Source organism: Streptomyces sp. NPDC006326 (genome assembly GCF_040612915.1).
Taxonomy (GTDB): Bacteria; Actinomycetota; Actinomycetes; order Streptomycetales; family Streptomycetaceae; genus Streptomyces.
On the sequence record NZ_JBEXRC010000063.1, the window covers coordinates 1 to 14,211 of the forward strand.

Annotated in this window: 10 protein-coding genes; 2 read left to right on the forward strand and 8 right to left on the reverse strand. The window is 72.1% G+C overall.

Annotated elements, in window-relative coordinates:
* Positions 1-116 precede the first annotated feature (116 nt).
* Both ABZ128_RS32310 and ABZ128_RS32315 read left to right on the forward strand, forming a co-directional pair.
* A complete protein-coding gene (locus ABZ128_RS32310; protein ID WP_356853062.1) occupies positions 117-1,406 on the forward strand; it encodes a pyroglutamyl peptidase in 1,290 nt (429 codons plus the stop codon).
* Positions 1,407-1,511: 105 nt separating this feature from the next.
* Positions 1,512-2,021 carry a hypothetical protein gene (locus ABZ128_RS32315; protein WP_356853064.1) on the forward strand — a complete coding sequence of 170 codons (510 nt, stop codon included), beginning with the start codon at positions 1,512-1,514 and terminating at the stop codon, positions 2,019-2,021.
* A 59-nt stretch (positions 2,022-2,080) separates the two neighbouring features.
* Here ABZ128_RS32315 and ABZ128_RS32320 read toward each other — a convergent pair whose 3' ends face one another.
* From ABZ128_RS32320 to ABZ128_RS32355, 8 genes are all read right to left on the reverse strand, one after another.
* Complete coding sequence (locus ABZ128_RS32320; protein ID WP_356853065.1) at positions 2,081-3,043, reverse strand: TauD/TfdA family dioxygenase; 963 nt, start codon at positions 3,041-3,043, stop codon at positions 2,081-2,083.
* A 73-nt stretch (positions 3,044-3,116) separates the two neighbouring features.
* Complete coding sequence (locus ABZ128_RS32325; RefSeq protein WP_356853066.1) at positions 3,117-4,028, reverse strand: aminotransferase class IV; 912 nt, start codon at positions 4,026-4,028, stop codon at positions 3,117-3,119.
* Positions 4,029-4,038: 10 nt separating this feature from the next.
* On the reverse strand, positions 4,039-4,869 hold the full coding sequence (locus ABZ128_RS32330; protein ID WP_356853067.1) for a hypothetical protein: 831 nt from the start codon (positions 4,867-4,869) through the stop codon (positions 4,039-4,041).
* Between the two features lie 14 nt (positions 4,870-4,883).
* Positions 4,884-6,695, reverse strand: coding sequence for an asparagine synthase (glutamine-hydrolyzing) (gene asnB, locus ABZ128_RS32335; RefSeq protein WP_356853068.1), 1,812 nt, complete (start codon positions 6,693-6,695; stop codon positions 4,884-4,886).
* 2 nt (positions 6,696-6,697) lie between these two features.
* Positions 6,698-7,645: a peptidase gene (locus ABZ128_RS32340; protein ID WP_356853070.1), complete on the reverse strand. Its 948-nt coding sequence runs from the start codon at positions 7,643-7,645 to the stop codon at positions 6,698-6,700.
* Positions 7,642-8,913, reverse strand: a complete 1,272-nt coding sequence (locus tag ABZ128_RS32345; protein WP_356853072.1) for an ATP-grasp domain-containing protein — start codon at positions 8,911-8,913, stop codon at positions 7,642-7,644. Before ABZ128_RS32345 ends, ABZ128_RS32340 begins: the two co-directional genes overlap by 4 nt.
* Before the next feature lie 5 nt (positions 8,914-8,918).
* The gene (locus ABZ128_RS32350) at positions 8,919-12,758 is read right to left on the reverse strand and encodes an amino acid adenylation domain-containing protein (protein ID WP_356853074.1); all 3,840 of its coding nucleotides are present in this window, start codon (positions 12,756-12,758) and stop codon (positions 8,919-8,921) included.
* A gap of 158 nt (positions 12,759-12,916) precedes the next feature.
* Complete coding sequence (locus ABZ128_RS32355; RefSeq protein ID WP_356853075.1) at positions 12,917-14,137, reverse strand: MFS transporter; 1,221 nt, start codon at positions 14,135-14,137, stop codon at positions 12,917-12,919.
* Positions 14,138-14,211 lie beyond the last annotated feature (74 nt).

Here is a 14,211-nt window from a genome sequence, read left to right on the forward strand (position 1 = left end):
CCCGGTAGCGGGTGGAGCTGACTGGTACTAATAGGCCGCGGGCCCTCCCGAGGGCCCGGCACAGGGGCGCAAAGGTCTCTGGTGACCTCGGCGGACGCTATGTAATGTCACATCGCATGACCTTCTTATGGCGTACCGCCCCGGCCGCGGTCCTTCTTGCCACCGTCCTCCCCCTGTCCCTCGCCGCACCCGCCACCGCGTACGCGGACGCCGTCGCGGAAGGCGGCGCCCCCTGTCGCACGACGCAGTCCGTACCGCTCGATGCCGAGCAGGCACGTCTCGCCGACGCGCGGACCACGGCGCTGGTCGAGCGCGCGGGATTCGGTGATTTCGTACGGCGCTTCCCCGCCGCCCTGTGCAGCGCACGGGGCTCCGCCGAGGCCGGGCGGCTCGCCGACGCCTGGGGCGGGGCGCTGTGGCAGGCCGCCGTACGGCGCGCCCAGGGCGAGCGGCCCGGCGGTGATCTCGCCGCCGCGGACGACCGGCCGCTGTACTGGGCCCGGCTGGCCATGACGGCGGCCCTCGCCCGGTGGGAACCGGACTTCACCGTCGACCGCGGCGGCCTGCGCGCCCGCTTCGAGGACGCCTCCCGCGGACTCACCGACAACGCCTTCAAGGCCGCGCCCGGCGTACGGCGCGTGTTCATCAGCGGCTTCGATCCCTTCGGGCTCGACGCGGAGCTCCGCCGCGCCAACCCTTCCGGCTCCGCCGCCCTTCAGCTCAACGGCCGGCGCATCACCCTCGCCGACGGCAGCCGCGCCGAGGTCCGCGCCGTCGTCCTGCCCGTGCGGTACGCCGATTTCGACGCGGGCATCGTGGAGCGGGCGTTCGCCCCGCGGATGGCCGGCGGCCCCGGCTCGGCGGACATCATCACCACCGTGAGCCAGGGGTACCCCGGCATCTTCACCCTGGAGGCCTGGGCGGGCCGGTCCCGGTCGGCCGATCCCTACCCCGACAACACCGGCTCCCTCTCGGGCGGTACGCGGGAGCATCCGGTGACCGCGCCCGGCCTCGGCCCGGGACCGGAGTTCATCGAGACCACGCTCCCCGCCCACGCCGTGACCTCCGCCGTCCAGACCCCGTACCCGGTGTTCCTCAACACCGAGGTGACCGAGATCCCGGCGGGCGCGAGCGGGCCGGTGGACCGGGCCGACGGTCCGACGCCGGGCTCGCGGGCCGTGGCGGGCGGCGGTGGCGGGTACCTGTCGAACGAGGTGGCCTACCGCTCCAACCGGCTGCGCGGCGAACTCGCACCCCGCCTGCCCGGCGGACACCTGCACACGCCGGTGCTCACCGGGCTGCCGGCGGACGCCCGGGTGCTCACCGGCCCGGAGTTCGAGAGCAACGAGAGCGCGATCGCCGCGGAGGTGCGTGCCGTTCTGGAACACGCCGCCGCCGGAGGCTGAGGCGGGCGGGTGCGGGCCCGTACGGCGTCGCCGCCCTCTGGCGGACCCGCACCCGGCTCGGGCACCATCTCCCTGCCCGTCCCGCCCGCTCGCAGGAGGCACCCCATGAGATCACGCCCGGTCCTCAGCGCGCTCGTCCTCGTCCTCGGTGTCCTCTTCGCTCCCGGTGTCGGCGTCCTCGGCGGCGCCACGGAGGCCGGGGCAGCCACCAAGATCAGCCACGCCACCGCCACCTCGATGTTCCGCAGCTCCGGCATCACGTGGTCCTCGTCCGGAGGCTGTTCGGACCGCAACAACCCCACCTGTACGTCCTTCGAGCAGCTCAACCTCGCCACGGCGCAGGGGGCACAGACCCTCAAGGGCGCCAGCGGTTGTGCGCTGAACATCACGGGCGGCACCGAGGCGGGGCACGCCGCAGGCACCTACTCGCACTGGAACGGCTACAAGCTGGACTTCAGCAAGTACACCTGCCTGGGCGGCTACATCAAGAACACCTTCACCTACATCGGGCTGCGCGGCGACGGCGCCCCGCAGTGGCGGTCCGGTGCGGGCAACGTCTACGCCGACGAGGGCAGCCACTGGGACGTGACGTTCTACAACTGCGGCGGCTGCTGACCGCGGGGGCCGCCCCGGCCGTCGGCCGCGGCGGCCCGCCGCCCGTCCGGGCCGGCGCGCTACCAGGCCTGCATCGGCTCGCCCTCGACGAGTTCGGAGACGAATCCGGTCGGGCCCTTCGCCGGCTCCCCCAGGACCGTCACGCGGTGCATGACGCGCTCCACGTCGAGGTGGGCGAAGTCGGTGGGGGCGAAGTGGCAGGTGCTGCGGTTGTCCCAGAAGGCGATGCTGCCGGGCTCCCAGCGGAAGCGGACGGTGAACTCGGCGCTCGTCAGGTGCTGAAAGAGCAGGTCGAGCAGGTGGCGGCTCTCCAGCTCGGTGAACCCGGTGATCCGGGTGGTCGAGCCGGGGCTGACGAACAGCGCCTTCTCGCCGGTCTCGGGGTGAACCCGGACCACGGGGTGGACCGCGACCTGCGGGTCCTCGCAGTAGATCTTGAGGATCTCCCGGTCGCGCGGGTCGGAGTGGCGCAGGTGGACGGCGGTGAAGAAGGCGTGCTCCGCCGTCAGCTGGTCGACGAACTCGCGCAGCGGGGCCGACAGCGCCTCGTACGCGGCGACCGTGTTGGTCCACTGCGTGTCACCGCCGAACAGCGGGGTCTTCTCGGCCCGCAGGATCGACAGGTCCGGCGGGTTCACCGCCTGCGTGAGGTCGCTGTGCCAGCCGGCCAGCGGGGAGAGCCACTTGCGGCGGTAGTGCTCCTCGAAGTCGGCGCCGTAGCGCTCGGTGTCGGCCTTGGGGTCGACGGTGAGGATCTCCGGGTGCCCCTCGGGGTGCACCCCGTGCTTCTTGCCGGGGCGCCGGGTCAGTGCGCCGAAGCGCCGTCCGAAGGCGACGTGCTGGGCGTGGTCGATGTGCTGGTCGCGGAAGAAGACCACGCGGTGCGTGAGCACGGCCTGCCGGATCCGGGCCACCGTGACCTCGTCGAGCTCCTCGCGCAGGTCGACTCCGGAGATCTCGGCTCCGATCCGGCCCGCGACCTTCTGGACGGTGATGTGGGGGGAACGCACGGTCTGGGTCACGCTCTTCGCCTTTCGCAGTACGTGTGCAGGGTGCCGGCGCGGCCGCGGCAGGTACCGCGGCCCCGCCGACGGGTCAGGCCCAGGTGTGGGGGACGGTGACGGTGGTGCGGCCTTCGGTCAGCTCCCGGTAGCCGGTGACGATGGCGGCGATGACCTCGTTGCCGGCCAGGTCGTAGCCGTGGCCGTCGATCTGCGCGACGGGAAGGATCTCGCAGGCGGTGCCGCAGAGGAAGGCGCCGTCCGCCTCCGCCGCGAAGGAGGGGGGCAGGTCGCCGACGACGACGCCGATGCCCTCGCGTTCGGCGAGGGCCAGCACGCAGGCCCGCGTGATGCCGTCGATCGTGCACCGCGTGGTCGGCGTGTGGAGGACGCCGTCCCTGGTGAAGAAGAGGTGCGCGCCGGTGGCCTCGACGAAGTTGCCCCGGTCGTCGAGGAGCAGGGCGTCGTCGTGACCGGCGCGCAGCGCCTCGTTCTTGCTGACGGTGCCGATCATGTAGTTGCCCGCGGCCTTGCTCTTGACGGGGGCGTACTCGGGCGCCGGCCGGCGGTAGCGACCGGTGACGAGGGAGATGCCCTTCTCCAGGGCGTCGGCCGCCGCGTAGTAGCCCTCCGGGAGCTCCCAGGCCGCAATCGAGGTGTGGACGGAGGTCTTGAGCGCGGCCGTCTGGATGATCTCCGAACCGCGCCAGGCGTTCATGCGCACGTAGCCTTCGGTGATGCCCATCGCGGCCACCACCTCGCAGGTGGCGGCGTACAGGGTCTCCTCACCGTGGGGGAGGTCGAAGTCCAGGATGCGCGCGGAGGCGCCCAGCCGGGATATGTGCTCCCTGAGCAGGAAGGGCTTGCCGCCGTAGACACGAACGCCCTCGAAGATGCTGGAGGCGTAGTGGAGTCCGTGGCTGAGGACGTGGAGCTTGGCGTCGGCCCAGTCCACGAGGGCGCCGTCGTACCAGATGTGTCCGGTGCGCTGGTCGAATGGAATCACGGTGGGCCCCTCAGAGAGCGAGGTCGAAGAGCGGGTGCTGGAGGTCGCCGACGAGGGCGATGAAGCGCCGCTGGTGGTGGGTGAGGCTGCGTACGGAAACGCCGTGCAGGGCCAGGCGGTTGATGGGGTACATCACCAGCGTGTTGCTCTCGTAGGGCACGGTGGTGACCTCCTCGACGTACTGGGGGTCGATGTCGAAGCGGTTGTCGCCGTACTCGGAGGCGCTGGTGTAGAACTTGTGCGCCTCGGTCCGGTACTTGTAGAGGACGAGGTCGCCGCCGACGGCGTCGTCCTCGGGCAGGCGCATGTAGAACAGGCCGCCGAAGAGCTTGTACGGCTTGTCGACGTGCGGGCCCCGGTAGGCGGAGGGCTTGCCGGTGACGGCCGAGTTGATGACGGCCGTGCAGTCCATCAGGATGTCGTGCGTCTCGAAGCCGTCCCGGTTGCGGCGGCCGACGCGCAGCTCGCGCAGCGGGCCGAGCCGGTCCTCGGCGGTGGGCAGGTTGGCGAGGAGGTCTTCCTGGAAGAGGTCGAGGAACTCCTGGTAGAAGGCCGGCGAGGAGTGGTAGGTGACGAAGTCCTTCCAGACCTGCGCCATCGCCGGGTCGCCGAGGACGGCTTCCGACATGTAGTTGTAGCGCTCGTTCGAGGTGATCGGCTTGCCGATCCGCTCGCCGATGTACTCGGCGGTCGGCATCGACTTCGACAGGGCGTCGTAGAGCTCCTGCGGCAGCGCGTTGCGGATCACGATGTGCGGGAACGGATCGCGGCGGATGTCGTCCTTGGTGACGCCGGCCAGGATCGAGGTCACGGCGGGGGTGGTCTCGGGCATGTCGGTCATGGGTGGGCTCTTCCTCAAAGGGTGGTGGAGGGCTTGGGGTGGCGCGCGGAGAGCCAGGTCTCCAGCATCAGGAGCGACCAGAGGGCCTCGGCGGCGTGTGCCCCCGGGGTCTCGGTCTGCAGACGGAACAGGTCGCGGACGGCGTCCGGGCGCACGTACGCGCGGCAGTGGGCGCCGGGGGCGAGGAGCAGGTCGCCGATCATGTCGTGCAGGGCCTCCCCCGGCCGGATCATCGCGGCGATCGGGAGGGTGAACGGCTGCTTGGGCCGGTTCACCACGCTTTCGGGGACCCAGCGCCGGGCAGCCTCGGCCACCGGCGCCTTCACGGTGTTCCCGGCCACCTTGACGGTGGCGGGCAGGGCGTGCGCGAACCGCATCACGGACGGCTGGAGGAAGGGGATCCGGGCCTCCACCGAGTGCGCCATGCTCAGGTGGTCGACCCGGCGCAGGATGTAGTACGGGAAGCGTACGGTCTGGTCGTAGCGCAGCAGTGTTTCGAGCTTGCCCCGCTCCCCCGAGCGCACCAGCCGGTCCAGCTCGTCGGCGCTGCGGTCCCCGAAGTGGCCGCCGGCCGCCCGGACGCGGGCGAGGTGGTCGGGGGTGTAGAGGGCCTGGAGGGTCTCCGTCTGGACCGCCGCCATGGTGCCCTGGTAGGCCCGGTGCCAGCCGGTGGAGTCGTCGCGGTCGGCCTTGACGAAGCGGGCGTAGCCGGCGAAGAGTTCGTCGGCTCCGTCACCGGTCAGGGCCACCTTGAACCCGGCCTCGTGGACGGCTTCGAACAGGGCGAAGGTGCTGAGGCTGTGCGGGGCGTTGTTGGGCTGGTCGAGGTGGCGGATGAACCGCTCCACGAGCTCGGGGAAGCCGGCCGGGTCCAGGAGCACCTGGTGGTGCTCGGTGCCGCAGTGGCGGGCGACCTCCGCGGCGTAGTGGCGTTCGTCGGCCGGCCAGTCGCCCTGGTAGGCGATGTTGAACGAGGCGACGTCGGGGACCAGGTGCGCGGCCAGGGCCGTGGTGTAGCTGGAGTCGAGGCCGCCGCTGGTGATGACGCACACGGGGACGTCCGCGTCGAGCATCCGGCTCATCTCGTCGCGCAGCAGCTCGTCGAGCATCGCCCCGGCGGCGGCCACCGACGGCTCCCCGCCGGGCCAGTCGGGCTCGGCCCCGGTGAGCGCCGTCCGGGACAGGGAGAGCCGGCCTGCGGCGAAGCGCAGCGCCGAGCCGGGCTCCAGGGTGTGCACCCGGGTGTAGACGGTGCCGGGGCCCCAGACCGCCTTGCCGCCGAGGTAGCGGTCGACGGCGAGGGGGTCGAGCTCGTCGGGGAAGTCGGGGAAGCGGCGCAGGGCCTGGAGTTCGGAGGCGAAGCAGAGGCGGCGCCCGTCGGCCGAGCGGTAGTAGTAGAGGGACTTCATGCCCGCGTGGTCGGTGAACAGTTTCAGGCAGGGTTCCTCGCGGCCGTCGACCACCGCGATGGCGAACATCCCTTCCAGGCGGGAGACGAAGGCGTCGCCGTACAGTTCGTACAGCGGCAGCAGGACGTCGCCGTCGCAGTCGCCCTCGAAGGTGTAGCCGTGCGCGGACAGTTCGCGGCGCAGCCGGCGGTGGTTGTAGATCTCGCCGTTGAACACGCAGGTCAGCCGGCCGCGGACGAAGGGCTGGTGTCCGTGGGCGATGCCCTGGATCGCGAGCCGGTTGTTGCCCAGCGCCCATCCGTCGCCGAGGCCGGCGGTCTGCTCGTCCGGGCCGCCCTCGCGCATCGCGTCGGCGACCGCGTCCAGTACGTCGCGGCCGAAGGGCTCGCCGCCGAAGCACCCGTAGATACGGCACATGGTCACACCTCCGTCTGGGGGCCGGCGCCTGCCGGGGCGAGGGCGCGGGCGCCGCTCTGGCGGGCCGTCGGATGGTGGCGGCCGAGGAACTCCACGACGATCTCGACCTGGCGCAGGATGTCGTCGAGCTGTGCCGGGGTGGGGCTCATGCCGTGGCCGTCGAGGGCGCTGTTGCCCGTCTTGAGGTAGACGGGCGCGGCGACCCGGACGATGTCGGGCGCCTCGTAGGTGCGGATGAAGCCGCCGGACATCCGCGGGTTGTCGACATGGCAGTCCAGCGGGATGGCGACCGCCTGCCGCAGCGCCGCGATCATCGGCAGCGTCAGGTCGCGGACGGGGTTGAAGCTGTTCGCGCCGAGCATCTCCAGCACCTGCGCGGAGGCGGGATTGCCCTGCCCGCAGTGCGCGGAGACCTTCAGGTGGAGGTCGGGCGGCAGGTCGCCGGCGGTGCGCAGGCGTCCGAGCACCCACAGCAGGCCCTCGTCGTAGACGACGAAGCCGCGTACGCCGAGCTCGATACCGCGTTTGACGTCCTCGACGGCGCGCACGATCTGCTCCTGGCCGCGCAGCCGGTAGCCGATCCGGGAGCCTTCCGTGGTCTGCACGCTCGCGCCGATGTCGTAGCCGGCGCGCGGGCCCACGGACATCAGGATCTCGGCGCCGTACTCCCGGCCGAGGCTCACGTACTCGCCGATCTCCCGGGCCGTGTGCCGGTACATGCCGCGGGTCTCGGTGATGCGGTTGATGGTGAAACCGCGGCGGCGGCTCTCGGAGAGCAGCGTCTCGGCGGCCTGCACCGAGTTGACGGTGGGCACCTCGACCCGGAAGTGCCCGCCGTCGGCGAAGGCCGCGGTGGAGCCCGGCAGGCCCTGGGCGTCCCCGTCGGGCAGCCCCAGCAGTTCGAGCTGCCTGCGGGTGTGCTCGTAGAAGGCGTGGGGGGTGGCGGTCATCGTGTCACCTCGATTCCGAGCTGTTCGGCGGTGCGGGCGACGATCTCCTCGGCGATGCGGATCGACGTGGCCCGGTCGGTGTGCACGACCTGGACCTCGCCGAAGTTGCCGAGGTTGCCGCGGCAGGGAAGGAGCACGTCGCCCTCGGGGAAGCGGACGGTCAGCGAGTGGAGGCTGTCGCCGTACTCGGCGGCCGCCCAGCCGAGGTCCGGTACGTGCCCGGGGGTGGGGGTGGTGTCGGCGGCACCGAACCAGCGGACGGTCGCGTGGTGGGTGAAGGCGGTCGGTCCCCGCTCGATCTCCTCGTTCAGGTGGATGCGTACGAGGAGTTCGAAGATGTCGCCGCCGCCCGCCAGCCGGAAGAGGTTGGGCAGGCAGGAGCCCATGATGCGGGGGTTGAGCTCGATGAGCCGCGGGGTGCCGTCCTGCGCGAGCATGACCTCGACGTGGAAGATGCCGAGCCGCAGCCCGAGCGCGCCGACCGCGGCTTCCGCGAACTCCATGACGCGGTCGTGTTCCTCGGCCGGGATCCCGGCGGGGATCGTCGTACCGGTCTCCAGCGCCTCGTGCCGGTGCCAGGTGGAGCGCTCGCTGACGGCCAGGCGCAGGAACCGGCCGTGTGCGAGGCCGATCTCGGCCGAGACGAAGCGGCCGGTGAGGTATTCCTCGACGAGGATGCCCGCGGCGTACGCGCGGCCGTCCGCCGCCTGCCCCAGGACGCGGCGCAACTGCGCCTCGTCGGCGATGACGTGGGCGCCTTCGCTGCCCGAGCCGCGGGCCGGTTTGACCACCACGGGGTATCCGGTGGCGGCGGCGAACGCGGCGGCCTCCTCGAAGCCGCCGACGACCGCGTGGCGGGTGCGGTCGACTCCCGCCGCGGCGAGGACCTCCCGGCAGCGGTTCTTCTGCTTGGCGGTCTCGGCGGCCGCGGCGTCGGTGAACGGGACGCCGATCTCCTCGGCGATCCGTGCGACGGGCACGACGAGGGCGTCGACCGTGGCGACGAACCCGTCGACGGGGCGCTCCGCGTGGACGGCGCGCACCCGGGTGCGCAGGGCGTCGAGGTCGGTGGCGTCCTTCAGGACGTGGACCGTGTCGACGTACCGGGCGTACGGGGAGGAGTCGAAGTCGATGTTCTGGGACTGCTCCATCAGCAGGGAGCGGATGAGGGTCACGTGGTGGCCGAGCCGCTTGGCCGCCTCGAACGCGGGGGCGTTGCCGGCCTTCCACGTCACGAACACGACGTGCTTCGCGTGGGGTTGTGTCATCGCGGTCACCGCGTCTTCCTCGCGAATCGCTGGCCGATCCGGACGTAGCCCGGGACGTCGGTACCAGGGGTGGGGATGAAGGAGATCGAACCGGCGAGGATGTTCTTCTTCGACATGGAGCTGAAGCCGCCCGCCCCGGACAGGACGAGGTCGCCCTCGTCGAGCTGCAGCCACGTGCCGTCCGTCCGGCGTTCGGAGTACTCGTAGCGGAGGTGGTCGGTGCCGCGCAGGACGTTCAGGCGGTAGCCGTCGGAGTCGTACAGGCCCGCGCAGTCGTCGAGCCTCATCTCGAACGGCCGCCCGGTACGGATGAGCCCCTCGCCGGTGAGGGCGCGCAGCAGGTCCTCGTAGAGGCCGAAGGCGGGGTAGGCGTTGGCGAGCAGCAGCAGGAAGGAGCGTTCCTCGGGGAAGATCTGGATGAAGTTGTGGTGGCCGCTGCCGTTGGAGTTGAACCCGAAGGCGGTGGGGCCGAACATCAGCCAGCCCAGGCCCCAGGCGTGCATGAAGTGGTGGCCGGGGACGGGGATCTGCGGGGTGCGCATCGCCTGCGCGAGTCCGGCGGACAGCAGGCGTTCGCCGCCGGGTGCGATGCCGTCGTCGAGGGCGAGCCGGGCGATCTTGGCGAGTTCTTCGAGGGTGAGGCAGACGGAGAACGAGCCCGCGGCGTCGTCGGCGATGGTCTGCTTCGGCGGATCGTGGCGCAGGTAGGCCTTGGCCTGCTCGTTCCACACGTAGCCGACGGAGACGGCGCCTTCGTAGTGGCCGCCCTCGGTGAGGGTTTCGGGGATCTCCTTGATGCCGAGCGGGGTCAGCATCAGCTCGTTGACCGCGCGTCGCCAGGGGACCCCGAGCAGCTTCTCGATCAGCGCCGCGACGATGGAGGTGCCGACCGCCGAGTAGGCGAACACTTCGCCGGGTTCGAAGAGCTGGCCGTAGCCGGCCAGCGTGCCGATGTAGGTGTCGAGGTCCGGCAGGTCGGTGTCGTTCCAGACCTCGTAGGAGTCGTCGACGCCGCTGGTGTGCGAGAGCAGGTGGCGCAGGGTGACGCGGACGGTGCTCCCGTCGCGGCGCCGCAGCGCCTGCGGCAGGAGTTCGTGCAGCGGCTGGTCGAGGCCGACCAGGCCGCGGTCGACGAGACGCAGCGCGACGAAGGCCAGCATCGGTTTGGTGATGCAGGTGATGCGCTGCCGGGTCGTGGCCGTGTACGCGGTCCCCGTCTCGGTGTCGGCGACGCCGTGGTACGTGAACTGCAGGGCGCCGTCCAGGAAGACGGCGGCTCCCGCGCCGGGGACGCCGTGTCCGCGGCCGGACTCGCGCAGGGTCTCGGCGACGGCGCGCAGCCGCGCCGCGGGGCCGGCGGCCGTTCCGGTCCGGTCCTCGGGCTGCTGCTCGCGGGTGCGGCGCAGCAGGGCGGCCTGGTCGCCGAGGGTGGGGTGGCCGTAGATCTCGGCGACGCGCACGGCGCGGCCGGCGGCGTCGGAGAGCCGGGCGGCCAGCAGGTTCGCCAGCAGGGAATGGCCGCCCACCGAGAAGAAGTCCAGGTCCGGGGAGATGCGGGTCAGACCGAGCAGGTCGGACCAGATCCGCGCGACCTCGGCCTCGTCGGGGTCGTCTCCCGTGAAGGCGGCCGCGGCGGCCGTGCCCCAGTCGATGCCCCGGGCGGCGAGCGTCTTGCGGTCGACCTTGCCGTTGGGCAGCCGGGGCAGCCGGTCCGCCGTGAGGATCTTGGAGGGCTGCATGTAGGGGGGCAGTTTGGCCCGCAGGTGCTCGCCCATCGTCTCGGTGGTGACCTCGGCGCCGTCCAGGCCGACGTAGCAGACCAGCCGGGTGTCGTCGTCGGTGCGCACGGCCAGGGCGGCGACGTCCCGCAGGCCCACCACCTCGCGCAGCACGGCCTCGATCTCGCCGAGTTCGATGCGGAAGCCACGCACCTTGACCTGGTTGTCCTTGCGGCCGAGGAAGCGCAGTTCGCCGTCCTCCGTCCAGCGGGCCAGGTCGCCGGTGCGGTAGAGCCGCCCGCCCGGCACCGCGCCCAGGTGGGCGGGGGCGGGGACGAAGGAGGCGGCGGTGCGGTCGGGGTCGTTGATGTAGCCGCCCGCCACGCCGTCGCCACCCAGGTGGAGTTCGCCGGCGGCGCCCTGCGGGACGAGCCGCCCGTGCGCGTCGAGGAGGTGGGCGACGGTGTTGGGGAGGGGTACGCCGATGGTGGGGGCCTCGGCCGTGGGCCCGGTGAAGCACTTCCAGGTCGAGTACGTGGTGTCCTCGGAGGGCCCGTACAGGTTGTAGAGCCGTGTGATGCCGGTGCCCGCGAAGGCGGCGTTGACGAGCTCCTTGGGGAGCGGCTCGCCCGCCACGTTCAGGACACGCGCCGAGTCGGGCAGCGCAGCGCGCTGGAGCAGTACGCCCAGGGCGCTGGGCACGGTGTTGACCAGGGTGGGCCGCAGGCCCTCGTCCTCGGTGAGGGCGAGGACGTTGTCCACGACGACGATGCAGCCGCCGCGGGTGAGCGGGGCCCACAGTTCGAACACCGAGAGGTCGAAGTTGAGCGAGGTGGAGAACAGCACCCGGGCGAGGTCCTCGGGGCCGTAGGTGTCCTCGGCCCAGGCGAGGAGGGCGACGACGTTGCGGTGGCTGATCACCACGCCCTTGGGCAGGCCCGTCGAGCCGGAGGTGTAGATGAGGTGGGTGGTGGCCTCCGGGCCGACGGTGAGGTCCAGGGGGGCGTCGTCCTCCGTGGAGGCCTTCTCCCACAGTTCCGCCCAGGGGAGGGCGTCGGCCGCCTCTGCGGCGAGCCAGGCCGGGGCGGTGTCGCCCTCGTGGACGACGGCGGTCATGTCGGCGGTCGCGGCGATGGCGCTGAGCCGGTCCGCCGGGTAGGCCGGGTCGAGGGGGACGTACGCGCAGCCTGCCTTGTGGACGGCGAGCAGCAGGACGACGCTGCGGGCGGAGCGGGCCAGCGAGAGCCCGATCCGGGATCCGGGGGCGATGCCGTGGGCGGCCAGCGCCCGGGCCAGGCGGTTGGCCTGCCGGTCGAGTTGCCCGTAGGTGAAGACGGTGCCCTGTCCTTCGACGGCCGGGGCGTGCGGGGTGCGGGCGGCCTGGGCCTCGACGAGGGCGTGCAGCGGGGTGTCCCGGGCGTACGGGCGGGCGGTGTCGTTGAGCCCGGTCAGCAGGTGGAGCCGCTCCGCCTCGGAGAGCAGGGCCAGTTCGCCCACGGGCGTCCGGGGCCGGCGGGCGGCGTCGCCGAGCAGGGTGCTCAGGTTGGCGGCCATCCGGGCGGTCAACTCGGCGGTGAACAGGGCTCGTTCGTAGTGGAGGGTGAACTGTGCCCCGTCGGGCGTGAGCCGGGCTTCCAGGAGCAGCGCGAAGCCCTCGGGCAGGGTCTGGGCGCCGTCGGTTTCGACGTAGCCGGCGCGCAGCCCCGTACCGAGGTCGGGGAGTTCACCGGGTGCGCTGCGGCGGGCCGCTTCGGCGTAGCGGGCGCCGAGGACGGCCGCCGTCTCGGAGAGCGTGGCCTCGTGGGCGAGCAGCGAGCGTACGGCGACGGGCCGGCCGGCGGGCACACCGGGCGCACCGCCCGCCCGTGCCAGCACGATGTCGTCCTGGCCGCTGTAGCGGTGCAGGAGAACGGCGAACGCGGCGTGGACCCGGTCCGAGAAGCCTGGTCCGGCGGGCTCGCCGGACCAGGTGTGGCGCCCCGTGCCCGACCGGTCCGGGCCGCCGGGACCGGGGTCCCTGACGGGCAGTTGCAGGGCCGGCGCCTCACCGTCCGGTACCCCGGTGGATGAGTCGGCGTGAATATCGCCCACGATCGTGGTCCCCTCGTCCTCTGTGTTTTCGGGCATGCTGAATTCACCCACGACGGAATACGGCGAGAGCGGGCCGCTTTTCCGCACGCCGTTGTGACCGACGGCGGAATCGACGCGGCAGAAAAACAGGTCAGGTGAATTCAGGAATTACTGAGTCGAATGTCCCGCATACCGGCGCGGCGCCGGCCGCGCGCTCAAGCGGCGACGGGGTCCTGCGCGGGCCGGGCGCTGCGACGGGCCCAGTCGACGACGAAGGGCATGGCGGCTCCCACCAGTGCGAAGCCGACGGCCATGACCAGCCACCCGGTGGTGCCGTGCTCGATGGCGAGCCAGGTCAGCAGGGCGGGCGCGATCATCTTGCCCAGGTCGGCGCCCATGGCGTAGGTGCCCTGGTACTGGCCCTGCGCGTGCTCGGGGGCCAGCCCGAAGGCCATGCCCCAGCTGCCCGCGGACTGCCGGATCTCGCCGAGGACGTGCGCCAGGGCGCCGAGGAGGAGCAGGGCGCAGGCGAGCAGTGCGGAGGCGCCCTCGGTGAGGGCGAACACGATGCAGGCGATCGCGAGGCAGAAGGATCCCGAGCGCGAGGCCTTGGCGGCGGCGGGCGGGTCGTCCGTCCCGCGCGCCGCCCTGACCTGCAGCAGCACCACGGCGACGGTGTTGGTGAGCAGGATCGCGGCGATCATCCAGCGGGGAGCGCCGGTGTGGTGCAGCACCCACAGCGGCAGGACCACGTCGAGCAGCAGGTTGTGCATGGACAGCAGCCCGTCCAGCGCCACGAAGGTGAGGTAGGGCCGGTCGCGCAGTACCGTCAGGGCCGGTCCGGGGCGGGCGGGCTGCGCCTCGACGGCGGGGAGCAGCAGCGTCAGCAGGCCCGTCACCAGGTAGGTGGCGGCGTTGAAGACGACGGCCAGCTGGTAGGCCCGGACGGAGTCGACGGTGAGGAGCAGGCCGGCCAGGGCGGCGCCCGCGGAGACGCTGACGTTGCTGGTGGCCCGTAGGTAGGCGCGGACCGAGACGCGTTCCTCCGGCGGGACGAGCCCGGCGACCATGGCCATCCGCGCGCTGCGGCTGGCGCTGTACGCGACGGCCTGCATGCTCACCACGATCACGTACATGACAAAGCCGTGGACGGCAAGGAGGGCCGCGGTGAGCGGACCGAGGGCGAGGAAGGACCAGATCTGCACGGAGCGCGGGCCGACCCGGTCGGCCAGGTGCCCCGTCGGGGTGCTCACGGCGAGGGCGATGCCGGCGGCGACTGCGACCCCGATGCCGAACTGCCCCGGCGACAGCCCGAGGACCGTCGTCGCGTAGATCGCGTTGAGCGCCATCCACAGGCCCTGGCCCATGGTGTGCACCAGGGTGATGCCGGTGAGGGTGCGTGCGGGTCCGCGCGGGGGAAGCAAACGGTTCAGCATGGTCCTGCCACACCGTGGTCCGCACGGGCGGACTTCCGACCGAGAGCCGGGCAGTGCCGCCGGACCCCTGCTTC

Bases quoted from the DNA above. Each gene is read 5' to 3' on its own strand.
- ABZ128_RS32315 (WP_356853064.1), top strand. From the start codon at position 1,512: ATGAGATCACGCCCGGTCCTCAGCGCGCTCGTCCTCGTCCTCGGTGTC.
- ABZ128_RS32345 (WP_356853072.1), bottom strand. From the start codon at position 8,913: ATGACACAACCCCACGCGAAGCACGTCGTGTTCGTGACGTGGAAGGCC.
- ABZ128_RS32330 (WP_356853067.1), bottom strand. From the start codon at position 4,869: ATGACCGACATGCCCGAGACCACCCCCGCCGTGACCTCGATCCTGGCC.
- ABZ128_RS32310 (WP_356853062.1), top strand. From the start codon at position 117: ATGACCTTCTTATGGCGTACCGCCCCGGCCGCGGTCCTTCTTGCCACC.
- asnB (WP_356853068.1), bottom strand. From the start codon at position 6,695: ATGTGCCGTATCTACGGGTGCTTCGGCGGCGAGCCCTTCGGCCGCGAC.
- ABZ128_RS32340 (WP_356853070.1), bottom strand. From the start codon at position 7,645: ATGACCGCCACCCCCCACGCCTTCTACGAGCACACCCGCAGGCAGCTC.
- ABZ128_RS32355 (WP_356853075.1), bottom strand. From the start codon at position 14,137: ATGCTGAACCGTTTGCTTCCCCCGCGCGGACCCGCACGCACCCTCACC.
- ABZ128_RS32350 (WP_356853074.1), bottom strand. From the start codon at position 12,758: ATGCCCGAAAACACAGAGGACGAGGGGACCACGATCGTGGGCGATATT.